This is a genomic window from Acinetobacter sp. P8-3-8 (assembly GCF_000214135.1).
Lineage (GTDB): Bacteria > Pseudomonadota > Gammaproteobacteria > Pseudomonadales > Moraxellaceae > Acinetobacter.
Window position 1 is genome coordinate 68050 of sequence record NZ_AFIE01000003.1, and the last position, 25572, is coordinate 93621.

Sequence of the window (25572 nt, forward strand, 5' to 3'; positions counted from 1 at the left end):
CTCTCGCCTTTAAAAAAGGAGAGAGGATTAATGTGAATTAACGTCTAGATTTAAAGCTGACATCAACTTTTTTAGGGCGGTAAATCCATCCTAAAATCAGTAACAATAAAGAGAAGACTAGAATTGGCCAATCGCTTAAACGTGTATATAAAGTTTCACCTTGCATCGCAGGTAAGTCACCACGTAATACGGCTTTTTTATCCATAGGCGCTTGTTTGACAATATGACCATTTTGATCAATAAAAGCAGTTACACCTGTATTGGTTGCACGAATAAACCAACGCCCATTTTCTTTAGCGCGCATTTGAACCATTTGCAGATGCTGTAAAGGCCCTGCGGTACCAGTAAACCACGCATCGTTAGAAACAGTCACTAAGAAGTCACTATTGATTGCATTGCGTCGTGTCAGATTTGGATAAGCGACTTCATAGCAAATCGCCGCAGCCAGCTTGTGACCTTTAATGTTAAAAGGTTTCTGATCGCTTGAGCCACGAGAAAAACCACTCATAGACGGGTCATTTTGCAGGGCAGGAAGCACCCAGCTTAATAAGCCTGATAATGGGATATATTCACCAAAGGGCACAAGACGTTGTTTCTTATATAAACCTGATGAGTCAGCACCTGAAGCCATCATGCTGTTGTAATACATTGGGTAACCATTTTGCTGAGATTCTTTTAAATCCCAATATGGAATACCAGTCACCCATGCTGTGCCTGATGCTTTGGCTTGTTGATCCATGACATCCAAAAACTGTTCAATATCTGTTTGGAATAATGGTATTGAAGATTCTGGCCAGACGATTAAATCACGGCCCCATTCAGTACGACTCAGGTTGACATAAATTTCAAGAGTTTTAACTTGGTATTCAGTTAGCCATTTTAAATCTTGTGGAATATTGCCTTGTATGAGCGAAACTGAAAGTGGTTTTTCAGCTTTGGGTTGTACAAAAGTGATATAAGAAGCACCCCATGCACCAAGTAATAATACTGCTGAAGGGATAATCCAAATGAGTTTTCGATTGAGAATTTCGACCACTGCGCAGGCAAGAATAATCACCACAAAAGAAACTGCGAACACTCCAAAAAGTGGAGCATAACTATCTAAGAATCGTTCAGTAAAAGCGTAGCCTGCAAACAGCCACGGGAATCCTGTAAATACCCAAGTTTTTGACCATTCAAAAACAACCCAAAGAGGCGCAAATGTAAGTGGTGTTTCAGGAAAGAAACGACGATATACCCAAGTTTGGATTGCAGTAAAAAGCCCCATGACGATCGCCATAATGGCAATCATTAAAATACTTAAAACAGCATTGGTATCGCCATAAACATGGATAGAGGTGTACAGCCAAAAAGCACCGACAAACCATAGACCAAAACCATAACTCCAGCCGATGGCAAAAGCTTGCTTAGGTGAGCGACCTTTTAAACACGCATAGAGTAGGGCTGGCGATAAAATCGCTAACCACCACCAATAATAAGGTGCAAGCGCTAAACTAAACACTGCACCCGAAATGAGTGCAATCAATAGAGGGAAGATAAGGGGAAGCTGTGTTTGTTGTTGTGATGGATTTAGTCGTTTGTCGAAGAATGCTCTCATTTACGTACAGCTCGAATCAGATGAATAGTGCGGGCATCTGCTTCAATAATGGTGAATTGCCAATCATCAAGCTCAATCACTTGACCTTGTAGGTCGCTCACTAAACCAATTTCTTGAAGCAATAATCCGCCAACAGTTTCTACTTCATCATCAGAAAAATCAGCATCTAAAACATTGTTAAAGTGTTCAATTGGTGTAAGTGCTTGCACAATCCATGTATTGGGTGTGCTATGTGATTTGTCTGGAATAATAAATTGAGCTTCTTCATCGACATTATCATGTTCATCTTCAATTTCGCCGACAATTTCTTCAAGAATATCTTCTAAAGTCACTAAACCTGCTGTTGAACCATATTCATCAATCACAATCGCAATATGCGTTTGCGTATTTTTCAACATTCTCAACACTTGGTCAGAACGAGCACTTTCAGGAACAAATAAAGGTTGGCGCATTAAAGAATGTACATCAACAACAGATGAACGATCTGTTAAAAACGGCAAAAGATCTTTGGCTAATAAAATACCAACCACATTTTCAGGTTGATCTGATGAGAAAACAGGAAAGCGTGAATGTGCAGATTCGATCAGAACATGCAAAATATCCAATAATTGATCATCTTCTTGTAAGCTTACCATTGCAGTTCGTGGAGTCATGACTTCACGGATTTTGGTTGCAGGAAGGTCTAATACGCCTTCAAGCATCGCAACAGTATCAGGTTCTAAAAAACGACGTGAATCTTGTACTAATTTTAACAGTTCATCGCGGGTTTCGGGAGCAGTACCTAACCATTTGCGTAAACCACGCATTCCCCACGATGGGCCTGATTCCTCGTGCATGATCTTTCCTAAAGACTCTTAATATCTAATAAATGATTTTTTTATCATACCGAAGAAAATACAGATGTCTATCTCTTAAGTTAAGTAAATAAGTGAATGCATACGTCATATTACACAGTTATGACAAGTCTTATTCATAATTAGAGTTTGTGCTAAAATTGCAGATCGATTTATCTTTTTTGAGAATAGAAATGTCTGAGCAGTTGCCTACACCAAGCATTCAATTGAATACGCGTGGATTGCGCTGCCCTGAACCTGTGATGATGTTACATCAAGCCATTCGCAAGTCTAAATCTGGCGATGTCGTTGAAGTATTTGCAACAGATAATTCAACATCGTGGGATATTCCTAAGTTTTGTATGCATCTCGGGCATGAATTGGTTTTACAAGAAGAAGTTTTGGATGATGCTGGAAATAAGGAATTTCACTATTTAGTGAAGAAGGGTTAATCTTGGTGAAATAGATTAAAATTTATTAATGGATAATAAAAAAATCCCTTCGCTATGAAGGGATTTTTTATGAAAAGCCTTGATTCACAAGGCGATTCGAATTACATATTCGGATAGTTTGGTCCACCACCACCTTCAGGGGTTACCCAAATGATGTTTTGTGAAGGATCTTTAATATCACAAGTCTTACAATGAACACAGTTCGCAGCATTGATTTGGAAACGCTTAGAACCATCATCATTTTCCATAACTTCATAAACACCAGCAGGGCAATAACGTTGAGCAGGCTCATCCCATTTTGGTAAATTCACTCGGATTGGAATCGTAGGATCAATCAACTTCAAATGCGCAGGCTGATTTTCTTCATGCACTGTATTGGATACAAATACTGAAGACAAACGGTCAAAAGTTAATTTACCATCTGGTTTTGGATAATTTGGCTTGAATGTAGACACATCAACAGTTTTCAAGGCACTGAAATCAGGCACTAAATCATGCAAAGTGAATGGCACTCTAAAGATATTTTGATCTACAAAGTTAAATGCACCACCCATCCATAAACCAAACTTATGCATTGCAGGGCCAAAGTTACGCGTACGATATAACTCTTCTTTTAACCAGCTATTCTCAAATTTGTCTGTATAAGCCGTAACTTCTTTAACAAATAAATCTTCACCTTCAGTCACACGAGCAATGGCTAAATCACCACCTTTACCCACGCCAGATTGAATCGCTTCAAACACAGCTTCGCCACACAACATGCCTGACTTCATTGCGGTATGAGAGCCTTTGATTTTGGCAAAGTTTAAGAAGCCAGCATCATCACCAATCAAACAACCACCTGGGAAGGTCAATTTAGGTAAAGAATTTAAACCACCTTTCACCACAGCACGAGCGCCATAAGAAATACGCTTACCACCCTCAAGATACTGCTTGATTAAAGGATGCGTTTTCCAACGTTGCATTTCAGCAAATGGATACATATGTGGATTTTCATAAGATAAATCGACGATCATACCTAAAGTAACTTGATTGTTCTCAGCATGATATAACCACCAACCACCAGTAGAACCTGTTTCAGTTAAAGGCCAACCTGAACCATGCATGACTAAACCAGGTTTATGTTTTGCAGGGTCGATTTCCCAAAGCTCTTTAATCCCAATACCGTAATGTTGAGGATCAGCTTTTTCGTCAAGATTATATTTAGCAATTAGGCGCTTACCTAAATGACCACGGCAACCTTCAGCAAAGATGGTGTATTTGGCATGCAGTTCATAACCTGGAGTAAAGTTATGCGTAGGCTCGCCATCTTTACCAATGCCCATATCACCTGTCTGAATCCCTTTAACCGTACCATCTTCATGATAAAGAATTTCAGCAGCAGCAAAGCCTGGGAAAATAGACACTTCTAATTCTTCAGCTTTAGTTCCCAACCAACGAACGACATTGCCCAAAGAAATGACATAGTTACCGTCATTGTGCATGGTTTTAGGAACCATCCAATGCGGCGCTTCTTGCGACTTATCAGCAGACATTAAAAAATAAGTTTTGTCTTCAGTCACAGGCACATTTAAAGGCGCGCCTTCTTCTTTCCAATTTGGAAAGAGTTCATTCATTGCACGAGGTTCAAGTACAGCACCAGAAAGGATATGCGCACCAACTTCAGAGCCTTTTTCAACCACACAAACAGAAAGGTCTGGCAGGTTGTTTTCAATCGCTAATTGACGAATTTTAATCGCAGCAGAAAGACCAGCAGGGCCTGCACCTACGATGACTACGTCAAACTCCATCGATTCACGTTCGATGTGTTCCATGTAGGACTCCTCATATTTCAAAGGGTGGCAACCGTATACATTTATTGAAAATAATAAAGCGGTGCTGCCGTGAGTGTTCTAAAAATTCCGTGATACGAATTAAGGCTCGTATCGATAATATATTTTGCGTTAGTATAGTTTCAAACCTTGATCTAGCCAATTGGCTGAGTCGTCTTATTTTTTAGTCAGCAGGGTATAAACCATGGTAAATCAAAATAATTCAACATCAGGGATTCAAAATCAACCTAGTGCTGATGATAAAAACTTAATGAGTATTGCACAATACTTAAAAGATGCACAGTCGAGTCACAAAAGGTCAATCCCACCTCTAGAGCAGTGGCATCCAAAGCATTGTGGCAAAATGGATTTGAAGGTAAAAGCCAATGGCGAATGGTGGCACGAAGGTCAATTGATTAAACGCCAAGCGCTTTTAGATCTGTTTAGTACAGTGTTGTGGAAGGAAGATGGGAAGTTTTATTTAAAAACTCCAGTTGAGCAGATAGAAATAGACGTTGAAGATGAACCTTTATTGGTGAATCAAGTTGATCAAATTGAAATTGATGGGCAACACTATTTGCAACTGACCACAACCAATCAAGATATCGTGATTGTTGATCAAGCACATCCGATTTTCATGCGTGAATTCGAAGGTGATATGCGTCCTTATGTACATGTTCGTTTTGGAATAAATGCACTGATTCAAAGACATGCTTTTTTTCATTTGATTGAATATGGTGAATTGCTTGAAAATGAACAAGGCAACACCATTTTATCTTTACAAAGTGGCGATTTGCACTTGCAATTGGGCACTTGAAGTTTAAGCTAATTAATTATTTTTTGACTCATACAAATAGTGGATCAAATGAGCGCCATTCTCCCTTTATATCCGTTAGAAAACCCAATGCCGAAAGCCACGGCAGATGCACCTATTGGTATTTTTGACTCTGGAATAGGTGGTTTGTCGATTGCTCAAGAAATTGCCAACTATTTACCGAATGAACATATTGTCTATTATGCCGATACCGCCCACGTACCCTATGGACCACGCTCGGATCAGAATATTCGTGAATTAACAGCAAATGCAATCGAATGGTTATATCGCCAAGGTTGTAAAATTGCCGTGGTAGCTTGTAATACGGCATCAGCATTTAGTTTGGACTATTTACGAGAACACTATGGGGAAAACTTTCCGATCATTGGTTTAGTCCCTGCGTTGAAGCCCGCTGTTTTGCAAAGTAAAAGCAAAGTGGTTGCTGTTTTAGCGACACCTGCAACATTTAGGGGGCAATTAATCAAGGATGTGATTCAGCGTTTTGCAGAGCCTTCAGCGGTTGAAGTTCTGAATGTAACGTGTTTAGACCTTGTGCCTTATGTCGAAGAAGGTTTGTACAATAGCCATGAATGTAAAGAAAGCTTAAGAAAAGTACTGGATCCGATTGTCGAAAAAAATGCAGATCACTTGGTGTTAGGCTGTACGCATTACCCATTTTTAAAGTCAGCGATTCAATCTTTGTATGAAAATCAATTGACTTTGGTTGATTCAGGATCGGCAGTGGCACGACAAACGGCACGTATTTTACTTAAAAATGAGTTAATATTGAAAAATACCCCTGTTGATAAGACAAGATTACGTTGTTTTGTCAGTGGGCAAAATGCAAAAGAGTTAGAAATGGTTTTAAAACACCTAATTCAACCTGAAATAACATGGTCAATCGAAAATATTGTTGATAAACTGGGCTAATTCTTTCAATATTGAATAGATTTTTAAATTTTTTAATAAGTGTAGGATGTTACTCCGATAATAATTCATGGAAGAATTAAACGAGTAATGTGACAAGAATGGGTTAACCTATGCTCGATAAACGTTATCAAGTTTTTATTACAACATCTGGCAAAGATATGCAGCCAGAAAGAATGGTTGTGTCACAGACGCTCATTGGGATGGGGTTCTTTTCGTGGGGATTAGAACAACGTACGCCATTGAGTACAGCATTTGCACGTCGTCAAATTGATGATTGTGATTATGTGTTGTTACTTTTGGGCAGTCAGTATGGTGAGCAGTCTGTATCTGGTGTGGGCTATATGCACCTAGAATATATTTATGCTGTGACCAAACAAAAACCGATTATTGTCTTTATGCATGAAAATCCAGATGCGCGTGAAGCGCATTTGAAAGATGAAGCACCTATTTTAAAAGAAAAATTTAAAGATTTTAGGCATCAACTTCAAAAAGAAGTTGAGCAGGTTGTGACCTATCGTACGTTACGAGATTTAGAGTTAGCCGTTCGTTCTTATATGCCGCAAATGCTAGAACGTTATCCTGTTGTGGGTTGGGTAAGACCGCAAAATATTCAAGTTCTACAAGATGAAATTGATCGCTTAAAAGCTAAATTGGCGCAAGTCACGGCTGAGCAAGGCAAAAATGAGTCTGATCCGTTTTTGACATTACCCAAAGTTTCTTTGCATGAAGCATTTAGTTTCGAGTATCGAATGCATGCTTATCAAGATGGTAATTTTAAAGAATTATCTCCTGTGCGTGAAATGACTTGGGCTGAATTGTTAAAGATTTTATCGATTGAGTTTCGACGTCCGACACCCGAAGATTACTTTTCTAAAGTATTGAATGAATATTTGAATAATACAGGTTTAACCGATGCTCAGGTGGTCATGCCTAGAGCGCATGCAGTGTCTAGAGCGCAAATTAATATCCGTTCATTGCATACGATTAAACAGCAAATGCGCCAAAATGATTGGATTACACCAGTGGGGCGTGATGACCGTCAACGTATGTTGTGGCAGATGACTGAAAAATGCGTAAAGTTATTGGAAAGTTATCAACGAATTGGTCAACGCTCATCCACCTTTTAATCAAACACATAAAGATATTTGTGCTTCAGGAAATATCTGTAATTTTGTTTGGTCTAAGACTCTGCTAAGCTAAGGTGTGGATTTCGATCTTGTTCAAATTGAGTAAAAATGTCTATATCTAAACCTAAAGTTTTGATTATTTTAGCAAATCTTGGAACGCCAGATGCGCCAACCGTACCCGCAGTACGTGCTTTTTTAAAACAATTTTTATCTGATCAACGTGTGATTGAAATTCCCAAACTGCTTTGGGCATTGATACTTCATGCCTTCGTTTTGCCTTTTCGTCCGAAGCGTGTAGCGGAAGCTTATGCACAAGTCTGGTCAAATGATTCTCCAATGCGAGAAATTCTTTTTGAACAAGTTGCATTAGTGCAAAAACAATTGTTCGCAAACAATGCTGATTTAGACTTAGATATTGTTGCAGCCATGACCTATGGGCAACCGGGTATCGATACTGTGCTCAAAGATGCAGAACACAAACTTTATGATCACATTATTCTTTTGCCTTTATTTCCGCAGTATTCTGCAACTTCAACCGCACCTTTATATGATGCGATTGCACAATGGTTATTGAAACAGCGAAATATACCCGGTTTAAGTTTTATCCGTGATTACTATCAGCATCCGCTATATATTCAAGCACTTGCCAATAGTGTACGAGACTATCAACAGCAACATGGACAGGCTTCAAAATTATTAATGTCCTTTCATGGTATTCCTCAACCGTATGCAGATAAGGGCGATCCTTATGCAGATCGTTGTCGAATTACGGCTTTTAAAGTTGCACAAGCGCTAGGTTTGGCTGATGACCAATGGGCGATCAGCTTTCAATCTCGATTTGGTAAGCAAGAATGGGTAAAGCCTTATACTGATCAATTGTTGTTAGAATGGGCAGCGTCAGGTGTGGATTCTGTACAGGTGCTCAGCCCTGCATTTTCAGCAGATTGCTTAGAAACATTAGAAGAACTCGCTATTCAAAATGCTGAATTATTCTTGAGCAAAGGTGGTCAGTCTTATGCTTACATTCCTGCTTTAAATGCTCGTGCTGATCATATTCAGTTATTTGAAAGTCTGCTACAAACTCAGTTGGATGCTATTCGGTCTAATCTAGCGGTTTGATATTTTCAGAACTATTTTGAGGAAATTATTATGTTGCAAGTCAAAATTGTCCCAGTTACTGCATTTGCGCAAAATTGTTCGATCGTTTGGGATTCTGAAACTAAAGAAGCAGTTTTGATTGATGCAGGTGGCGAACCTGAAAAACTGAAACAAGAAGTTGAAGCATTAGGCTTGAAAGTTAAGGCATTGTGGTTGACACATGGTCATTTGGATCATGCAGGTGCGGTGGGTGCATTGGTGAATGAATGGCATGTTCCAGTGATTGGGCCACATAAAGAAGATCAGTTTTGGTTAGATATGATTCAAGACGTATCTGCACGTTACGGCTTTCCAGTTCCAGAACCTGTACAGGTCGATCAATGGCTTGAAGGTGGTGAAAAACTGAAGCTCGGTGAAGAAGAGTTTGAAGTACGTTTCGCACCAGGTCATACACCAGGTCATGTTATGTTTTATAACCCAAAATATGGCGTGCTGTGGACGGGGGATGTGTTGTTTAAAGGATCGATTGGACGTACAGATTTCCCAAAAGGCAATCATCAACAGCTTTTAGATTCAATTCAAAGAGAATGTTTTAGTTTGCCAGATGAAACACAATTTATTTCGGGTCATGGTCCAATGAGTACCATTGGTTTTGAAAAGCAACATAATCCTTTTGTTGCGAGTAAAGCAGGTTAAGTGTTCAACAGCCTTTAAGTTTGCTGTATCCATAAAAAAGGATTCCTATGCCAATTAAGCACAAGAATCCTTTTTTATTTTATGAATGTGGGGATAAGGCTCTGAGTTAGGCATTGAGGCATTCGGAATATGCAAATTTTAGACAAAAGGATCGAATAAATGATCTTTCATTTCTAATCTGAGAATAAAACTTGCGATCGCAAATAAGCAAGCAATCGAAATCAAAGCACTGTCTAAATGATAAACACCAAGCGCTAAGAACACAGTCCCAATAACCACAAATACACTCATTATTGTTTTAAAAGTTATGTATAGTTTCACTTTTAATACTCTCTTTTGATAAATAATTAACATTTTTATCTTTAAGTGAGTGATTATACATAAGTTAAATTTTTAAAACAATTGTATTAAGTTGGATTAAATAGTTGGTGTTTTAATGTCCTCTAAAGGGATTTGTCACCTTATTTTTAGTTTCCAAAGTAATCAATACTATAGAAATCGCAAATAAAATTCCTACAAAAATAAGCGATAAATCAAGTGCATAAATGCCAATGAAAGTGAAGAAGATGCACAATAAAGATAAGACAATACTAAATACTTTTAGACCTATATACATTTTATGACTCCTACGCCTGCGTATAATGGTGAAATTGCTATAATTAGCTTTATATTTGAAATGTGATAACAGGGTTGCATTGTCACATTTTTTTGATTTCTTTAAAGTAGCTATTTATTATGAATAGTATATGAATTATGTGTTTAATGAATACACAAAATGAACAAGGTTTAGCTTATGTAACGATAAGCTTATCGATAAAAACGCTAAGAAAATTATAAATCTTCTTCTTGCGGGGCATCCTCAGTGGGTAATTTATAATCTTCATTTGCCCATGCACCTAAATCTATGAGTTTGCAACGCTCTGAGCAAAAAGGTCGAAATTCATTATTTTCCCATGTGGTTGGTGTACCGCATCTTGGACATGGAAATGATTTAGTCATGTTGAAATCCTCATTTTAAAAGCAAAATTCGTGAAGAGTTGTTAAACTTGTACAGATTTTTCTTAGTTTGATCTGATTATGCCGATTCGTCAATTTCAAGCACAGCGTATGCATGCTCCTCGTGATTTTCAATCCATTGAAAATAGTCCAATTTGTGTCGAAATTGGTGCAGGTAAAGGTAAACATGCATTACTTTTTTCAGGACAGCATCCTGATTTGAAATTGATTGCAGTTGAAAGAACACGTGAAAAATTCATTGCTATGCAAAAGCAGCATCAACTTGAAGGGCAATTGAATTTAAAACCTTTACATGCGGATGCTATCCCTTGGGTGGTGCATGGATTGTATCCAAATCAAGTGCAGCAATTTTTCATTCTATATCCAAATCCTGAACCGCATAATCCTGCACAACGTTGGCTGAATATGCCTTTCTTTGAGTTTTTAATATCAAGATTGCAGATCAATGGTACGGTGACATTGGCCAGTAATATTCCTGAATACATTGACGAAGCTGAACAGCAGTTGAAAGAGATTTGGAAATTACCTTATGAAAAACAGGTTATTGCTAAAGATTCAGCACGCACACATTTTGAAATCAAATATTTAGAGCGTGGTGAATTATGTCAACAATTGATTATTCAAAAGCCTGAGCACTATTCAACACGGTTTGATGGGTTTCAACCATTACAAGGTAAAAATGTACAAGCTCCAATAGAGACAATAGATGCAGACTAAGAAAATTGCGATTGTTGGTGCAGGTCCTGCGGGGTTAATGGCTGCGGAAGTATTGAGCCAATATTCAAATCAATTTCCAAATCAAAGCTATGAAATCCATGTTTTTGAGCAAAAACCTTCTGCGGCACGTAAATTCTTGATGGCAGGGAAAACGGGTTTAAATATTTCTCATGCTGAACCCATTGAACAATTTATTCAGCGTTATGATCACGTTGACTGGCTTAGACCATGGGTCGAGCAATGGGATGCGCAATGGATTCAAAACTGGATGCAAGGTTTAGGTATTGACTCCTACATTGGCAGTTCAGGACGGATTTTTCCTATTGAAATGAAAGCTGCACCACTATTAAGAGCATGGTTAAAGCGTCTAGCTGAACGAAATGTGGAATTTCACTATCGCCATCAGATTTTAGATCTAAAAAAGCAAAAATTAACAATCAAAAATTTAAAAGACCAAGCGGTTTTTGAGCAAGAATTTGATGCGATTATTCTCGCTTGTGGTGCTATTTCATGGGCACGCTTAGGCAGTGATGGTGAATGGCAAAAATGGCTTCCTCAGCAAGAACTTGAGCCCTTTCAGCCCAGTAATGCAGGTGTACTAAAAACATGGTCTAAATTTATGCAACCTGTATTTGGACAACCTTTAAAGCGTGTTGAGGCATGGGTTGAACATTTAGATTCAGCCAAAACCCAAGGCGACATTGTGATTAGTCATTATGGTTTAGAAAGTGGTCTGATTTATAAACAAGGTCGTGCATTACGTGATCTGCAAAAAGAGTCTCAAAAGTTGCAAATCAATTTAGATTTATTGCCTGATCAAAGCTTAGAGCAATTGATTCAAAAATTACAGCCATCTAAAAAACAATCGACCAATAATATTTGGCGTAAAGCAGGATTGGATGCGGCAAAGTCCAACTTAATTCGAGAGTTAGTCGATAAATCACTATGGAACCATCCTGAAGAATTAGCTCGACAGATTAAACATTTAAAAGTAGAACTTGAAGGTTTTCGCCCAATTGATGAAGCGATTAGCTGTGCAGGTGGAGTCAAACAGCAGGGATTAACAGAACATTTACAGCTTAAATCCAATCCATATGTATTTTGTTGTGGTGAAATGTTGGATTGGGATGCACCGACGGGCGGTTATTTACTCACAGCATGTTTTGCAACAGGACGTGCGGCAGGTGAAGGTGTGCATCATTATCTTGAATCTTGAATCTTGAATCTTGAATCTTGAATCTTGAATCTTGAAATAGGGCAGTCTTGACACTGAGCATATACAAAAAGCCGAGATTAAGCCTCGATTAAAATTGGAAATTTATGCTAGTTTGAGCATATTTCAAATCAAGAGATCGATGTATGTCTACTGAAAAATTATATACAGGAAGTTGTTTGTGCGGTGGGATTCACTATGAAATTCATGGGGAAATTGGGGAGATTGTTGAATGCCATTGCCAACGTTGTCGTAAAGCCAATGGTACTGCTTTTGCAACCAATGCATTGATTCAAAGAGCTGATTTTAAAATAGTAAAAGGTGAGAACTTATTAAAGAAATTTGATTCTACACCGACCACACAGCGTTGTTTCTGTAGTGAATGTGGTTCACCGATTATCAGTATTAAACCAGAGTTGCCTGATCATTATCGTTTGCGAATTGGAACGTTAGATACAGCAATTGAAAGCAAACCAACCATGCATATTTTTGCTGCCTATAAAGCAGAGTGGGATACCATTTGCGATGGTATGCCGCAGTATGACGAACGTCCTTAATAGCTCTTAATATTTGAAATTGCGTGTAAAAGGGATCATTGAAATCCCTTTTTATTTGAGAATGAGATAGCAGAAAAAGCTTATTTATTTAAAAGCTTATTTAGTAATTAAAGCTTGTCCTTCAAATTGAATCCCATTCCAGCCATTTAGCATAAACTGGCGAATATTTTGATGGTCTGTAGCTTCTGGCGTTGCCAATACTGAGGCATAGTGTTCAGCAAATAAAGCTAAAGTCTGTTGTTGATCAAGTTCATTGAGTTGAGCAAAAGAAAATACTTTAGCACTGCCTTGATTTTCAGTTGCAGCATTGTGTTGTTGACCATTTTTAAACGCCGTAGGTGTATGCGTATAACGCGCTTCGATAAAGGCAATTACATCTGCAAATTTTGCATCACCAGTTTGAAGTTGTGCTAATAGTTGTTGAACCATGTCTTTTCCAAAATATTCCTAAAATCAAATGCGACTATATCATAGAGAAATCATAGCGAAAATTTGTCTAATCAACATCGTCTATGAATATGGATTATCCCCATTTTGGTGTACCCACATATTGGATGATCACGGTGTGGTTTTTATTGCATTAAATTGATGATTTTATTTGAAGAGAATAAAAGAAGTTGGTGAATTTTTGACATGTGGCTATTGAATATGATAAATAATTTGAATGAATTAAAAATGATTTTATCTTGAAAAATAAATGCTTGGGCAAAGCATTTTTGCATTATTACAAATACATTTATTCGCATGAGGATTTTCTGATGTATAAAAAATTATTTTTTATATTTTATGGACTAGGTTTCTTTTCTTTGTTGTTCTTTAGCTTAGACAACCCACAGCTTTTTACTCTTCCATTTGTAATGTTTCTTATCTGCTCATTTTTTGCTGGTCTTTTCTATATGAATAAGGTGAAGGAAAATCAAGCAAAGCTATCAAAATTTGAATCTATGCTTTACAAAATGTCTCCTGTTTTATTTCCCTCTTTACTGGTAATGGTTAAGGTTGTTGCAAATTAACTTTTATATTCTTCAGTGATTATAATAAAAAAAGGAATAAAAACAGGAATTAAAACTAGAATACTTCACAGAGTCTGTTGATAAAGTTTATCTTATCAACAGACTGGGTTATGTAATTATCATTGGAAGCTATAGATGAACCGCCATACTTATAAAAACCATCACAGTCACTGGCTTGAAAAAAGTATTGCTTTTATTGTTCATCTTGGCTTTTTGCTTAATCTCCGCCGTTTCGTGATGCTGTTTTTGCCTTTTTTTAAACTACAAAGCCGTGTTAAAAATATTGTGTATTTATCTTGGTTGGTTGATATCGATCAGGTTCGTTCACGTTATCCTGAATCGGTAAAATTATGCGAAAAGCAAAATAAAACCATCTTTACAATTTTGACCTACCAACATGAACATTTTGGTTTTTCATTTTTAGGATGGTTTCGAAAACTCATGCCATCTCCTAAGCAAAGTAATTGGAGATTTTATATTGATCCAATTCAACAAGAAAAAACCGTGATTTTTGAACAGGTGGTGGTTGATCAACTTTTATATGTTTTGAGTGGTCGCTTGGCAAGTGATGCAATGCCTGCTCAGTTTGCAAGACCCTTTGAACATTTATTTAAAGATCAAAAAATTCATACCAATTTTAAAATAGATCAGCAATATCAATTGCAAAGCTCAGTTCAGATAGATGCTGAAAAGCAACTATCTGAAGCATGGCAAACTTTATTCTCTTCTTGGGATGATGCAGTTCGGTATCTGGTCGATCAGGATCATGCATGGGTGGAGTGGGTAGATCAGCCCGAAAAGCTATCACAAGGCGATATTGAAATGCCTTTTGACTTTAGCCAAATTCAAGCTGCACAGGTTTTAGATATTCACTGTCCGCTGTTAAATGAATGGGGTGTGAATGAAAATGAAGTTTTCGCTTTTGTTGTTCCCGAGTTAGATTTTTACGTGAAAAATGAATATTCATTAAAATAGAATCTGCATGTTCCGTATGCAAGTCTGTGGATAAGTTTGTAGTTATACACATGATTTATATTTATACACATTAAATGTTTGAAGTATTGTGGAAATGAATTGGCTTCTTGTCGCATGTAGCGGCGTTATAGATACAAGTTTACGTTATGGAGCTAGATTCATTATCGCAAAACCATAGAATTTATTCCCTTGGACGATGTGGTCTGTCGATGTGATTTGTTTAGCAATAATAGGTTTTTATCTTTTTCAAATGATTCTATCTACAAAATAACTGCAAATTTTTGCATAAAAAAAGAAGTCTAAGCAGGAGGATATCGCTTAGACTTCAAACACAATTTCAATATAAAAGTACATTCTTAAATTAAGATTAACAATCCTTACTTAACGTTTAAAACGGGAAAAACGTTTATTAAAGCTTGCCACACGACCTTCATTGCTGGCTTGGCGAACCTCACCTGTATAGAACGGGTGTGATGCACTTGATATATCAAGTGTTACATAGGGATATGTTTTTCCTTGATATTCTTTGCTTTGTTTCGACTGAATGGTACTGCCAATAACAAAGTAAGCATCTGCATTGGTATCGTGGAATAAGACTTCTTGATATTGCGGATGAATATTCGCTCTCATTTTCTATACTCCAATATTTATGTAATGTTATAATATTACATTATTGATATTCATAATGTCAAATCGACATTTTCAATCTTTTTAAAAGCATTATTAGATGAGTATATATGCAGAGATTAAACAGTCATCTCTGCAAAAGAGTTTAATCAATGGATGGGACGAGTTCTTCAAATAGATCATTCAAATTGTCATTCACTTTTAAGTGAATTAAGTTCCAATATTGTCCTGAAATGGTTCGATTGACCATTAGCGTATCAGGAGAAGGTTTAAATACATCCCAATATTTCAGTGATTTTTTCACTAATTTCACACCATCGTGGTGTGCAGAATTTTCAGCAAAATCATAATGGGTCATCAGAGGGCGTAATAAAATTTCAAGCCATGCTGTATAGAGTTCTTCTGGAAATTTGTCTTTCTCCGCAAGCGCATCTAAGTCCATTAAGTGATTTTCAATCGTTGCAATGTCTTGTTGACGTGCGGCACGAACTAAACTTTTAAAATGAACAATAATTTCGTTGGATAATGTTTTGACTCCACCGAAATCATAAATGATCACACTGCCATCTTCACGGAATGCAAAATTGCCCGGATGAGGGTCGCAATGAAAACGCTTTAAGAAAAAGATTTCTTGTCCTAAGGCACGAATCAGTCGGCGACCAATATCATTGCGTACAGCCAAATCCCAAGTGCTTGCTGTTTCAATACTTTCACCTTTTTCAAGGCTGAGCGTTAAAATTCGACGGCTTGAATATTCTGTGTAGACTTTAGGGATAATAATTTTGCTATCCAACGCTTGATGGAAAGTCTTAAATACTTGTAAATTCTGCGCTTCAATTTCGTAATTGAGCTCTTCGTGTAAACTGTCTTGGATTTCTTTAAATAAGCGATCTTGAAGTTTCTTATCGACTTTTAATACACCCATGAGGCGTAAAGCTAAACGAACTTGTTTGAGATCACTTTCACATGCCTCATCAACCCCTGGATATTGAACTTTTACTACAACTTCTGTGCCATTCGGCAACGTTGCTTTATGTACCTGTCCAATCGAGGCTGCGGCAAAAGGTTGTTCTTCAAAGTGTCTAAAGGTTTGTTCTAGTGGTTTGCCAAGCTCTTTTTCTACTTGTTGTTTAATCTCAGCAAAAGGCATTGCAGGTGCTTGGCGTTGTAATTTAGCAATCGCTCGTGCAACTTCAGGTGGGAAAATATCTTTGTATTGCGATGCAATCTGTCCGACCTTCATCACCGCACCTTTCATTTCACCTAAGGTATCAGCAATTTGCACACCAATATCTTGAAACAGTTTGCTGCGAGACTCATTCTTTTGCTCTTCATCTGCATTAAAGTTACGAATTGAATTAGATACCGTTTTTGTCGCAATACTTGCCGTCATACTGGCCAGCTTCATAAAGCGACGACCGGGTGTACTGGTATTTTTAGACATTCGTGAGCATCCTTTAATGTGGATCATGCGTGTGATTGATTTTGATCATAGGCGACTATTCTTAAACTGCCTACTTTAAATTGTTAAATGTTTGTTTCTGTTTGGCTATTTTATGCCTTGGATTTTGATTTGGTTTTTATCCATTCAACTGCATAATTTTTGATTTAGAATACTGATAATATTCTTATTTATACATTCTTTTATGAAAGTTTATCGTTATTTGACAGGTAAAGATGATGTGCATTTTTGTGCAAGAGTAAGCAAAGCGTTGAATGATGGATATGAATTATATGGTGCTCCAACCATGACTTTTAATGGCACAGAGGTGATTGTTGGACAGGTGATTGTGAAAGATGAAGTGGACGAGTCTGAATTATCTGAACAGTTTCAGCGTGCATATCAGCTTCAGTTTGAGAAAAATTAAGTGAATTTGGATGTATATAAAAAATAATGCTGTCATCAACAGCATTATTTTGATTTTGAATATTTACTGATTAAGCCTGACTCAAGCGCTTATTGTTCATATATAAACGCATCAGTAATAATACGCAGGCGATACTTAATCCAACAATTAAACCGACCCAAACGCCCGCTGCGCCCATGTCTGTGTAACGTGCTAGATAAATGCCGACAGGGAATGCAATCACCCAATATGCAAGCATGGTGATCCACATTGGGCCTTTGGTGTCTTGCATACCACGTAAGCAACCTGCAGCGCTAACTTGCCATGCATCCATAAGCTGGTAAGCAATCGCAAATAAAATCAGATAAATCGCAACTTGTGATACATCATAATCACTGGTGTACGCAGACACGATCAATGGACGCAATAACCACATCAACAGCATAGTAATCAGTGCGAATAGTGTCCCAGTGATCAGTCCAATTTTTTGTACTTTACGCATTGCAATCCAATTCTTTTCACCATAATAGGTTCCAGTACGAATAGTCAGCGCGAGTGCCAAAGACATTGGAATCATAAACAATTGTGATGTGACAGAAATCGCAATTTGATGTGCGGCAACGGTCACTTCACCAAGCGGGCTGAGGATGATTGCCCCCGTACTAAAAATACTGACTTCAAAGAAAATAGCGAGACCAATTGGAAGCCCAAGCTTTAGGATGCGTTTGATTAACACGCTGTCCATCTTCTCAAAAACTTTTAAAGGTTGAGTCGCTTGATAACGTTTCGCCTTGAAGATGTATAAACTCAGAGTAATGAACATAATCCATTGCAAAATTGCTGTTGCAAAACCGCAGCCCGCACTACCCAAATGTGGAATTGGCCCAATGCCGTACATGAAAATAAAATTCAGCGGAATTTGTACAATCAGTGCCAATAAACTAATGAGCGTAATTGGACGAGGGTAGCCTAATGCTTCCGAATAGCCACGTAAAGTTGAATACATGGTGTATGCAGGCATACCAAAAGCAATGGCATGTAAAAATAAACTGGCTTTAGGCAATAAAGACTCAGGTACGCCAAGTAAAGGCAACAACAACGGCATGGTTTGTAAAATAAGCATGGCGATAATGCCAAGCAATAACGCAACCCATAAAGATTGGCGAACGATAGACGGAATTTTTTCAGGGGTACGTGCGCCGTTCGCTTCTGCAACCAAAGGTGTGGTCGCAATCATAATGCCACTAAAAAGTAATAAAACAGGAATCCATAAACCCACGCCGACCGCAATTGCAGCCAAATCTTCTGCGGACATATGTCCAGCCATGATGGTATCAATCAACCCGAAGCCCGCAGCAGCGAATTGGGTGATTAATATGGGGAACATCAAATGAAAAAGTTGCTTTAATTCAAAGCGGGTAGTTGTGACAGCAGTATTTGACACAAAATTTACTCGTTTTAAATGTGCTTAAATTAAAAAATGGTTAGCGTTGTAGAGTGAGAAGCACACCAAAAAAAATCACCACGCTACCTAAAAGACGTTGCCAGTTGATCGGTGTTTTTTCTACGCCTAACCACCCAAACTGATCCATTACCATCGACATGGAAATTTGACCAAAGATAATTAACCCAGAAAGTGTTAAAAATCCAAGTTTTGGTGCAGCGTAAATGCTGATACTAATCGCATAGACGCCTAAACAGCCACCTAACCATAGATACCATGGAATTTGAGCGAACTGTGCAAGTGATGGTTTCGGCTGTGATTGAAAAAACACAAATACGGCGAGCACTATTGTACCAACTAAAAAGGATAAAAGGGCAGCTTGTAGTGGTGAGTAGAGATATTCACGCAATTGAGCATTGATTGCTGTTTGAAAGGTCATAGCAATTCCAATTCCCATGGCTAAAGGCAAAAGCAGTAACAGTTGGCTCGATAGTTTTATCATTTTATTCACCTTTATTTTTAGCTTGTACATTTACATGAAGTAAATTGATGGCTCGTGCACATGCTCAGCTTCAAGTCATGTTAAAATCATAGGTATTCCATTTTGTTCTGAGCTTGTTCCTTGGCTGATTTAAATCCTCACGATGTGCCTTTGTCTTTATATATTCACATGCCTTGGTGTGTACGCAAATGTCCTTATTGTGACTTTAACTCACATGCCGTGCCTGATGGGAAATTATCATTAGATTTAGAGCAAGAATATTTACAGGCTTTGGTTGAAGACTTTAAAACTCAAATTGATTTTGCGCAAGGTCGTAAAATTCATAGTGTTTTTATTGGTGGGGGAACGCCATCATTAATTTCTGCCAAAGGTTATCAATGGTTATTTGGGCAATTAAAAAGCCTTTTAGCTTTTGAAGATGGCTGTGAAATTACCTTAGAAGCCAATCCTGGAACAGTTGAACATGATCCATTTTCAGGATATCTCGAAGCAGGTATTAACCGTTTATCTATTGGTGTACAAAGTTTTAATACCGACCATTTACAAAAATTAGGACGTATTCATTCAAATAATGATGCGATTTCTGCGATTCAACTTGCCAAAGAAGCAGGCTTTCAGCGGATCAATGTTGACTTGATGCATGGGCTGCCTGAACAGACTTTAGAACAAGCTTTATTGGATTTAAAATTGGCAGTGGAAAATGGCGCAACACATATCTCTTGGTATCAATTGACCATTGAACCGAATACCGTATTTTTCCGTACTCAACCGATTTTACCTTTGGATGATGTGCTTGAAACGATTCAAGAGCAAGGTGAAGCTTATTTACAAGCCAACGGTTTTATCAATTATGAAGTGTCTGCGTGGCGTAAGGAAAAACCATCTGCACATAATTTAAATTATTGGCAATTTGGTGATTATTTGGCGATTGGGGCAGGGGCACATGGCAAGGTAACGCAGCCAGATGGTGTGTATCGGTTCCAAAAAACACGCTTACCGAAAGATTATTTAGCCAAGGTCCCTGCTGAGCATGTGCAATATCATCGGATTGAAAATGATGAGATGCCTTTTGAATTTATGATGAATGCTTTGCGTTTAAATGAGGGTGTACACGCTAATACTTATCAACAACGGACTGGTTTAAAATTAGCTACTTTGGATAAAGCTGTGAGCTCATTGCGTGAACGCAAGTTGATGGTAGATGATCAAAACCGTTTGGCATGTACTGAGCAAGGGCATGTATTTCTAAATTCAGTATTAGAAGCGTTTATTTAGAATTTTAAATAGATAAGATATTTCATGATATAAAATATTATGAAATAAGAATTAAATGATTGATGTGGAGTTTTGCTAACAGCCTCTCACTAAGTGTACTTAAGAAGAAAGATGAACCTAAGGTTAAGATTTTAAGTGGAAAAGCTAATCATGGAAAACAAATATTTTTTAGAACAAAAGGATATTGATTTAAAGAAGAGTCAAATCATAAAAATAATGAAGGTGAGTATTTTTTTTGGGAAATGTGTTGGAATTGTTGTACTTGGTTTAGGTGTTTTCTTCTGTATTTCGATTATTTTAATACCTTTAGGATTACCTATGATTCCTATAGGATTAGCTATTTACGATCTACTACCAAAAGCTCTCACTCAAATTTTAAATAAAAAAATTGCAACGATTGATACAAGACAATTACGACTGGACAATCAAATACATGATAAAAGTGACTTTAATATGTGACTCTAAATTCTATAACATTTTATTTTGAAGATAATGAGCTATAAATAGTAAGGTGTTACCTTATGAGTTTAATCCCTGCTTTTGATCCAAGAAATCAAACAAAAAGAGCGCCTAAGCGCTCTTTCATCACATCAAAATTTTAAAACTTAGTAGTCAAAACTAAAATGATCAGCTTCTAAAGACATCATAGTTTTCGATGGATTAACCATAGATTCAGCATGACCTTGTGAACGAGGCAATAATTGTTCGAAGTAGAAATCAGCAACTTTGATTTTTGCTTTATAGAATTCAGGAACTTCAGCGCCTTCACCAGAAGCAAGTTTTTCTGACGCTACAGCGGCTTGTTGAGCCCAATAATACGCCATCATTGCATAACCAGAGAACATCAAGAAATCTACAGAAGCAGAAGAAACGATGTCACGGTCTTTACGTGCTGCAAGCATGATGCGAACAGTTAGAGCATTCCACTGTGCACAGATTTTTGTCAAATCCCATGCAAAACGACGCATATATTTGTTACGTGCATGTTGACCACAGAACTTCAAGATTTCAGCAGTGTATTCACGAACCACTTTACCTTTAGAAGAAAGTAGAACTTTACGACCAATCAAGTCGAGCGCTTGTACACCAGTTGTACCTTCGTACAATGTTGAAATACGTGCATCACGAGCGATCTGCTCCATGCCATGTTCTTTGATATAACCATGACCACCAAAAACTTGCATACCGTGGTTTGCAGCTTCCAAGCCCATTTCAGTTAAGAAGCCTTTGAGGATTGGTGTGTAGAAACCTAATTTATCATCATATTCATCAAATTTAGCTTGGTCGCCTTGAGCAAGGGCATCTGCCATTTTGTCAGCAAGTTGAGCAGCATGATAAATCATTGAACGGCCACCCTCAGCAATTGCTTTTTGGGTCAATAGCATACGACGTACATCTGCATGGTGAATAATGGCATCAGCAACACGATCTGGATCTTTTTTACCAGAAAGTGCGCGCATAGACATACGCTCTTTCGCATACGGTAAAGCACCTTGGAATGACAATTCCGCATGTGCAATACCTTGAACAGCCGTACCAATACGTGCAGTGTTCATAAATGTGAACATCGCATGTAAGCCTTTATTCACTTCACCAATGAGGTAACCTGTTGCAGCATCAAAATTAAGCACAGCAGTTGCATTCGCATGGATACCCATTTTGTGTTCAATCGAACCACACGTTACAGGGTTACGTTCACCTACACGACCATCTTCAGTTGGAATGAATTTTGGTACGATGAATAATGAAATACCACGTGTACCTGCAGGCGCATCTGGAAGACGTGCAAGTACGATATGAACGATATTTTCAGTTAAATCATGCTCACCCGCAGAGATGAAGATTTTAGTCCCTGTGATTGCATAAGTACCATCAGCTTTTGGTTCAGCTTTAGTTTTAACTTGACCTAAGTCTGTACCACATTGAGGTTCAGTTAAACACATTGTACCTGACCAAGTACCTGCAGTGAGGTGTGGCATATAGGTATTTTTTTGTTCATCGGTACCGAATTGCATGATGGTGTTCATACAGCCCATACTTAAACCTGGGTACATGGTGAAAGACCAGTTTGCAGTCCCCATCATTTCAGATTTCACCAAATTTAAAGACATTGGTAAGCCTTGACCACCAAACTCTTCTGGATAAGAAAGACCTTGCCATCCACCTTGTACGAATTGGGCATAAGCTTCTTTAAAGCCTTTAGGCGTTGTTACTTCGCCATCTTTAAAATGACAACCTTCCTGATCACCTGACTGATTTAAAGGAGAAAGTACGTTTTCACAGAAATCTGCTGCACTATCGATAATCATATCGACTGTATCTGCATCGGCATTTTCGCCAATCGACAGCGTTTTATAATGTGCTGGATAGTCAAAAACTTCGTTCATTAAAAAACGAATATCACGGACGGGAGCTTTATATGCTGGCATGGGTTTAATCCTAATTTAGAAATATTTTTTGATTCTTCGATCGATGATTTCATTATTCATAATCAAACTGAGAATGCATTGATAAGACATTCTAAAAAAACTGTCAGAAAGGCTAATTTGTAAGAAAAGATACAGGTAACTTTGATTATTTTTTGATAATGTTGGGAGTTTATTTTTAAATGTTTTATATTCATTTTATATGGTTATTATAAATATTAGGGTGAAAAGTATCTTATGCAATTATCAAAATTAACTTTATGTCTTTTGGGTTTGAGTTTATCTGCGTGTTCTACTCATATTGTAAAAAACAATACAAATCAGGATTCTGCACAACGTGCGGTACAAGGTTTAAACGCATTGTATGAATATCCAAGTTTTGATTATCGTGGGCAAGTACGTTTTCAGATTCATAAGACCAATCAAAATACGTTAAAAGATGATGCTCAACGTCAACTTGATCCAACGGTTGAAAAAAAGTTAGAGCAATATTTAAAGCAGCAAAAGATTCAATTGTCAGCAGCGCAGAAAAAAGAACTTTATCAAGACTTGGCACAACAAGATTCTCGTTCTGTGAATGATTTTTTGGGTAAAGGTGCAGATGTTGTACAAAGTATTTTGAATGATATGCAAATTCAGTATGACGGAACGGTGAATTATCGTCAGAAAATGGCTTCATTCAATCTCGAAACTAAATATAAGAAGCCGAATCTATCTGTTGAGATTCGTGTTCCAACTGTTATTGATTTCAATGATTATAAGTTTTATACGCAAATTTTCTCTTTGATGCCGTATTTGGCCAATCCACAAGATCAGAATAAATATGCGTACTATGATTTCTCAAAATATAAAGATGAAATTTCTAGAGTTGATGTAAAAGCGTTTATCGAATTTCTAAAACAATCTGGTGCAATCTCTTATGTTTTAGCACCGAAAGATCAAATTGAAACGCTGAAGCTTACGGCTGCCGAGCAACAGGCAGGCGTTGTTGAAAAAATTCGATTAAATACGTCCTTAGAAGAGTTATTTTTACAAGCGAATTTATATTCTTCAATTAACCGTCAATATTTTGTGAATTCTGTATTGGGGTTAAATCCAACCACATTATCCAAAATTATGGATGATCCTGACTTAAAAGCTTCTAAACCTGAGTCAAAAACCAAGTCTTCGGGTTTTGAAGATGGTTCAGAAGAAGCTTTAGATGCAATGTATCAACTTTCCGATGCAGTGAACCACGTCATTTATGATAGTCATAAAGATGATGATGCGCAGCAAGAAGAATCAGAAGCTGACGGGACAGAAGGTGTAAAAGCTTCGGCTGGTTCTGTTGATGAAGATAAGTATGCCGAAGATGAAGGTTCAAGTACTGCAAATGAAAACGATGATATCGATGTAGACGATGAGGAGTCACCAAAAGCAGAAAATATATTAACAGAGCAACAATGTAACGATTTGGCGAAAACCAAGACCAATGCACGTTTTGGTGATGTACGATATTGTCAATATTATTATGATATTGATGTATTCAATGCTAAACCAAAGCAAAATCCAGCTTTTGATATAAAACGTAGTAAAAAAGATGCAGCACTTGTAGAAAAGTTTTCCACTTTAGGGAAAAAAGACCAATTGGTTGATGCAAATCAATTCAAACAATTATGGGAACAATATCAAACAGATATTAATGCGAGTTTACCGCCTAAAGATCAGAGAAATCCAATGATTATTGATCTTGTGCTGGATGATAAAGGTCGTGCTATTCGAGCAGATTATGGTGTAGGAATGGATTTTGGCGAGTTAAATCGTAAATTAGACATTCAGTTTGATATGCAGTTCTTGAACTATGGGAATGCCACCAAAATAGATCGCCAAGCTTTAAGTGAAGCCAAATCTTTTCAAGACTCATTTGATGGAAGTTTCTTAGGAAAAGCGGTTGGTGGTTTTTCAGGAAAATCATCGGATCAATCTAAACAAGATCATCTAAGTTTAGATGAGCGTTTAGAAAAATTAGCAGAGCAAGTTTTTGTTCAAACAGGTTCTTATGAGCAAACTTACAAAACAGTATTTATCGCTAAATTAACTGCTAAAAATCCTGACTTGGTTAAACAATATTCAGCGCAAGATTTGCAAGAAATTGCGAGTGTATACGCTTATGCTTATTCGGATGAAGCGGTTTATAACCCTCAAGGTGATGCTTTAAAACGCATTGAAGCTTTAAAGACAAAACATCATTTAGAAGAGGATCAACAATATGATGATGCGCTTGGAAATAGCATTGATAGTATTGTGAATGAAGTTTGGAAAACGAAACAAACGGTTTTAGACGTTCAAAAATTGCAGAAGCAATATAAAACGACGGAAGCTGTATTTGCACAATATTATATGCAAAAGTTTGAAGCTGAAAATACAGTTGAAAAAGAGCAACGTGCGGAATATTTAAAGACCGTAAATGTTTTAGCTAAGTCTTATATCGCTTTGAAGAAAAACAAATTTAATGATCAATTGGTTGCGAGTCTAAATGAAGATTCAGTCGAATTTATTGATTATGCATTGTTTAAAAAAGCATATCAGGCTTTAAGTGATGCACAGTTGAAATAATACAGT

26 protein-coding genes are annotated in these 25572 nt (G+C 37.4%); 15 read left to right on the forward strand and 11 right to left on the reverse strand.

Translation table 11 applies throughout. The features are described from left to right. Nucleotides 1–37 precede the first annotated feature (37 nt). On the reverse strand, nucleotides 38–1597 hold the full coding sequence (lnt, locus tag GGG_RS0102510; RefSeq protein ID WP_010111818.1) for an apolipoprotein N-acyltransferase: 1560 nt from the start codon (nucleotides 1595–1597) through the stop codon (nucleotides 38–40). Continuing rightward, a complete protein-coding gene (locus GGG_RS0102515; protein ID WP_010111819.1) occupies nucleotides 1594–2433 on the reverse strand; it encodes an HlyC/CorC family transporter in 840 nt (279 codons plus the stop codon). Before GGG_RS0102515 ends, lnt begins: the two co-directional genes overlap by 4 nt. Before the next feature lie 191 nt (nucleotides 2434–2624). Here GGG_RS0102515 and tusA point away from each other — a divergent pair, with 191 nt between their 5' ends. Then, nucleotides 2625–2882: a sulfurtransferase TusA gene (gene tusA / locus GGG_RS0102520; protein ID WP_010111820.1), complete on the forward strand. Its 258-nt coding sequence runs from the start codon at nucleotides 2625–2627 to the stop codon at nucleotides 2880–2882. Between the two features lie 101 nt (nucleotides 2883–2983). Here tusA and GGG_RS0102525 read toward each other — a convergent pair whose 3' ends face one another. Beyond that, on the reverse strand, nucleotides 2984–4696 hold the full coding sequence (locus GGG_RS0102525) for an electron transfer flavoprotein-ubiquinone oxidoreductase (protein ID WP_010111821.1): 1713 nt from the start codon (nucleotides 4694–4696) through the stop codon (nucleotides 2984–2986). 202 nt (nucleotides 4697–4898) lie between these two features. Between GGG_RS0102525 and GGG_RS0102530 the strand changes: the two genes are divergently transcribed. The 5 genes from GGG_RS0102530 to GGG_RS0102550 all read left to right on the forward strand — a co-directional run bounded on the left by GGG_RS0102530 (nucleotide 4899) and on the right by GGG_RS0102550 (nucleotide 9358). Next, the gene (locus tag GGG_RS0102530) at nucleotides 4899–5510 is read left to right on the forward strand and encodes a DUF1285 domain-containing protein (RefSeq protein WP_010111822.1); all 612 of its coding nucleotides are present in this window, start codon (nucleotides 4899–4901) and stop codon (nucleotides 5508–5510) included. A 48-nt stretch (nucleotides 5511–5558) separates the two neighbouring features. Further along, nucleotides 5559–6437 carry a glutamate racemase gene (murI, locus tag GGG_RS0102535; protein ID WP_029574412.1) on the forward strand — a complete coding sequence of 293 codons (879 nt, stop codon included), beginning with the start codon at nucleotides 5559–5561 and terminating at the stop codon, nucleotides 6435–6437. 110 nt (nucleotides 6438–6547) lie between these two features. Further along, entirely contained in the window at nucleotides 6548–7564 is a 1017-nt protein-coding gene (locus GGG_RS0102540; RefSeq protein WP_010111824.1) for a DUF4062 domain-containing protein, read from the forward strand. A gap of 108 nt (nucleotides 7565–7672) precedes the next feature. After that, nucleotides 7673–8683, forward strand: a complete 1011-nt coding sequence (gene hemH, locus GGG_RS0102545; protein ID WP_010111826.1) for a ferrochelatase — start codon at nucleotides 7673–7675, stop codon at nucleotides 8681–8683. 30 nt (nucleotides 8684–8713) lie between these two features. Then, the gene (locus GGG_RS0102550; protein WP_010111827.1) at nucleotides 8714–9358 is read left to right on the forward strand and encodes an MBL fold metallo-hydrolase; all 645 of its coding nucleotides are present in this window, start codon (nucleotides 8714–8716) and stop codon (nucleotides 9356–9358) included. Between the two features lie 138 nt (nucleotides 9359–9496). Here the strand turns inward: GGG_RS0102550 and GGG_RS20985 are convergent, their stop codons facing one another. Continuing rightward, on the reverse strand, nucleotides 9497–9637 hold the full coding sequence (locus GGG_RS20985) for a hypothetical protein (protein WP_157998074.1): 141 nt from the start codon (nucleotides 9635–9637) through the stop codon (nucleotides 9497–9499). A gap of 552 nt (nucleotides 9638–10189) precedes the next feature. Beyond that, entirely contained in the window at nucleotides 10190–10357 is a 168-nt protein-coding gene (locus GGG_RS0102560) for a DNA gyrase inhibitor YacG (protein WP_010111830.1), read from the reverse strand. A gap of 72 nt (nucleotides 10358–10429) precedes the next feature. Here GGG_RS0102560 and GGG_RS0102565 point away from each other — a divergent pair, with 72 nt between their 5' ends. The 3 genes from GGG_RS0102565 to GGG_RS0102575 all read left to right on the forward strand — a co-directional run bounded on the left by GGG_RS0102565 (nucleotide 10430) and on the right by GGG_RS0102575 (nucleotide 12862). After that, nucleotides 10430–11092 (forward strand): SAM-dependent methyltransferase, encoded by a 663-nt coding sequence (locus tag GGG_RS0102565; protein ID WP_171057643.1) that lies wholly within the window; start codon nucleotides 10430–10432, stop codon nucleotides 11090–11092. Further along, entirely contained in the window at nucleotides 11082–12308 is a 1227-nt protein-coding gene (locus GGG_RS0102570) for a TIGR03862 family flavoprotein (RefSeq protein ID WP_010111833.1), read from the forward strand. Before GGG_RS0102565 ends, GGG_RS0102570 begins: the two co-directional genes overlap by 11 nt. Before the next feature lie 143 nt (nucleotides 12309–12451). After that, nucleotides 12452–12862 (forward strand): GFA family protein, encoded by a 411-nt coding sequence (locus tag GGG_RS0102575; protein WP_010111834.1) that lies wholly within the window; start codon nucleotides 12452–12454, stop codon nucleotides 12860–12862. 96 nt (nucleotides 12863–12958) lie between these two features. On the opposite strand, the gene GGG_RS0102580 is transcribed toward GGG_RS0102575, so the two are convergent. Next, nucleotides 12959–13291: a HopJ type III effector protein gene (locus GGG_RS0102580; protein ID WP_010111835.1), complete on the reverse strand. Its 333-nt coding sequence runs from the start codon at nucleotides 13289–13291 to the stop codon at nucleotides 12959–12961. A gap of 329 nt (nucleotides 13292–13620) precedes the next feature. Between GGG_RS0102580 and GGG_RS0102585 the strand changes: the two genes are divergently transcribed. Next, nucleotides 13621–13875, forward strand: a complete 255-nt coding sequence (locus GGG_RS0102585) for a hypothetical protein (RefSeq protein ID WP_010111836.1) — start codon at nucleotides 13621–13623, stop codon at nucleotides 13873–13875. A 135-nt stretch (nucleotides 13876–14010) separates the two neighbouring features. Continuing rightward, nucleotides 14011–14850: a DUF2071 domain-containing protein gene (locus GGG_RS0102590; protein ID WP_010111837.1), complete on the forward strand. Its 840-nt coding sequence runs from the start codon at nucleotides 14011–14013 to the stop codon at nucleotides 14848–14850. 381 nt (nucleotides 14851–15231) lie between these two features. Here the strand turns inward: GGG_RS0102590 and GGG_RS0102595 are convergent, their stop codons facing one another. Together GGG_RS0102595 and GGG_RS0102600 are read right to left on the reverse strand one after the other, a co-directional pair. After that, on the reverse strand, nucleotides 15232–15480 hold the full coding sequence (locus GGG_RS0102595; RefSeq protein ID WP_010111838.1) for a type B 50S ribosomal protein L31: 249 nt from the start codon (nucleotides 15478–15480) through the stop codon (nucleotides 15232–15234). 142 nt (nucleotides 15481–15622) lie between these two features. Further along, nucleotides 15623–16921 carry an AarF/ABC1/UbiB kinase family protein gene (locus GGG_RS0102600; RefSeq protein ID WP_010111840.1) on the reverse strand — a complete coding sequence of 433 codons (1299 nt, stop codon included), beginning with the start codon at nucleotides 16919–16921 and terminating at the stop codon, nucleotides 15623–15625. Between the two features lie 202 nt (nucleotides 16922–17123). Between GGG_RS0102600 and GGG_RS0102605 the strand changes: the two genes are divergently transcribed. Further along, nucleotides 17124–17345 (forward strand): DUF1737 domain-containing protein, encoded by a 222-nt coding sequence (locus GGG_RS0102605; RefSeq protein ID WP_010111842.1) that lies wholly within the window; start codon nucleotides 17124–17126, stop codon nucleotides 17343–17345. Nucleotides 17346–17415: 70 nt separating this feature from the next. Here the strand turns inward: GGG_RS0102605 and GGG_RS0102610 are convergent, their stop codons facing one another. Together GGG_RS0102610 and GGG_RS0102615 are read right to left on the reverse strand one after the other, a co-directional pair. After that, nucleotides 17416–18768 carry an MATE family efflux transporter gene (locus tag GGG_RS0102610; protein WP_010111843.1) on the reverse strand — a complete coding sequence of 451 codons (1353 nt, stop codon included), beginning with the start codon at nucleotides 18766–18768 and terminating at the stop codon, nucleotides 17416–17418. Nucleotides 18769–18808: 40 nt separating this feature from the next. Continuing rightward, on the reverse strand, nucleotides 18809–19270 hold the full coding sequence (locus tag GGG_RS0102615) for a DMT family transporter (RefSeq protein WP_010111844.1): 462 nt from the start codon (nucleotides 19268–19270) through the stop codon (nucleotides 18809–18811). A 120-nt stretch (nucleotides 19271–19390) separates the two neighbouring features. Here GGG_RS0102615 and hemW point away from each other — a divergent pair, with 120 nt between their 5' ends. Next, on the forward strand, nucleotides 19391–20545 hold the full coding sequence (gene hemW, locus GGG_RS0102620) for a radical SAM family heme chaperone HemW (RefSeq protein WP_010111845.1): 1155 nt from the start codon (nucleotides 19391–19393) through the stop codon (nucleotides 20543–20545). A gap of 150 nt (nucleotides 20546–20695) precedes the next feature. Further along, nucleotides 20696–21004, forward strand: a complete 309-nt coding sequence (locus tag GGG_RS0102625; RefSeq protein WP_010111846.1) for a hypothetical protein — start codon at nucleotides 20696–20698, stop codon at nucleotides 21002–21004. A 146-nt stretch (nucleotides 21005–21150) separates the two neighbouring features. Here the strand turns inward: GGG_RS0102625 and GGG_RS0102630 are convergent, their stop codons facing one another. After that, complete coding sequence (locus GGG_RS0102630; protein WP_010111848.1) at nucleotides 21151–22974, reverse strand: acyl-CoA dehydrogenase C-terminal domain-containing protein; 1824 nt, start codon at nucleotides 22972–22974, stop codon at nucleotides 21151–21153. Nucleotides 22975–23208: 234 nt separating this feature from the next. Between GGG_RS0102630 and GGG_RS0102635 the strand changes: the two genes are divergently transcribed. Next, on the forward strand, nucleotides 23209–25566 hold the full coding sequence (locus GGG_RS0102635) for a hypothetical protein (RefSeq protein ID WP_010111849.1): 2358 nt from the start codon (nucleotides 23209–23211) through the stop codon (nucleotides 25564–25566). Nucleotides 25567–25572: the final 6 nt, after the last annotated feature.

Coding starts and splice junctions, on each gene's coding strand:
- lnt (WP_010111818.1), bottom strand. CDS start 1,597: ATGAGAGCATTCTTCGACAAACGACTAAATCCATCACAACAACAAACA.
- GGG_RS0102570 (WP_010111833.1), top strand. CDS start 11,082: ATGCAGACTAAGAAAATTGCGATTGTTGGTGCAGGTCCTGCGGGGTTA.
- GGG_RS0102585 (WP_010111836.1), top strand. CDS start 13,621: ATGTATAAAAAATTATTTTTTATATTTTATGGACTAGGTTTCTTTTCT.
- GGG_RS0102515 (WP_010111819.1), bottom strand. CDS start 2,433: ATGCACGAGGAATCAGGCCCATCGTGGGGAATGCGTGGTTTACGCAAA.
- GGG_RS0102595 (WP_010111838.1), bottom strand. CDS start 15,480: ATGAGAGCGAATATTCATCCGCAATATCAAGAAGTCTTATTCCACGAT.
- GGG_RS0102580 (WP_010111835.1), bottom strand. CDS start 13,291: ATGGTTCAACAACTATTAGCACAACTTCAAACTGGTGATGCAAAATTT.
- GGG_RS0102605 (WP_010111842.1), top strand. CDS start 17,124: ATGAAAGTTTATCGTTATTTGACAGGTAAAGATGATGTGCATTTTTGT.
- GGG_RS0102625 (WP_010111846.1), top strand. CDS start 20,696: ATGGAAAACAAATATTTTTTAGAACAAAAGGATATTGATTTAAAGAAG.
- GGG_RS0102525 (WP_010111821.1), bottom strand. CDS start 4,696: ATGGAACACATCGAACGTGAATCGATGGAGTTTGACGTAGTCATCGTA.
- murI (WP_029574412.1), top strand. CDS start 5,559: ATGAGCGCCATTCTCCCTTTATATCCGTTAGAAAACCCAATGCCGAAA.
- GGG_RS0102550 (WP_010111827.1), top strand. CDS start 8,714: ATGTTGCAAGTCAAAATTGTCCCAGTTACTGCATTTGCGCAAAATTGT.
- GGG_RS0102600 (WP_010111840.1), bottom strand. CDS start 16,921: ATGTCTAAAAATACCAGTACACCCGGTCGTCGCTTTATGAAGCTGGCC.
- GGG_RS0102530 (WP_010111822.1), top strand. CDS start 4,899: ATGGTAAATCAAAATAATTCAACATCAGGGATTCAAAATCAACCTAGT.
- tusA (WP_010111820.1), top strand. CDS start 2,625: ATGTCTGAGCAGTTGCCTACACCAAGCATTCAATTGAATACGCGTGGA.
- GGG_RS0102630 (WP_010111848.1), bottom strand. CDS start 22,974: ATGCCAGCATATAAAGCTCCCGTCCGTGATATTCGTTTTTTAATGAAC.
- GGG_RS0102590 (WP_010111837.1), top strand. CDS start 14,011: ATGAACCGCCATACTTATAAAAACCATCACAGTCACTGGCTTGAAAAA.
- GGG_RS0102615 (WP_010111844.1), bottom strand. CDS start 19,270: ATGATAAAACTATCGAGCCAACTGTTACTGCTTTTGCCTTTAGCCATG.
- GGG_RS0102560 (WP_010111830.1), bottom strand. CDS start 10,357: ATGACTAAATCATTTCCATGTCCAAGATGCGGTACACCAACCACATGG.
- GGG_RS0102635 (WP_010111849.1), top strand. CDS start 23,209: ATGCAATTATCAAAATTAACTTTATGTCTTTTGGGTTTGAGTTTATCT.
- GGG_RS0102540 (WP_010111824.1), top strand. CDS start 6,548: ATGCTCGATAAACGTTATCAAGTTTTTATTACAACATCTGGCAAAGAT.
- GGG_RS0102575 (WP_010111834.1), top strand. CDS start 12,452: ATGTCTACTGAAAAATTATATACAGGAAGTTGTTTGTGCGGTGGGATT.
- hemH (WP_010111826.1), top strand. CDS start 7,673: ATGTCTATATCTAAACCTAAAGTTTTGATTATTTTAGCAAATCTTGGA.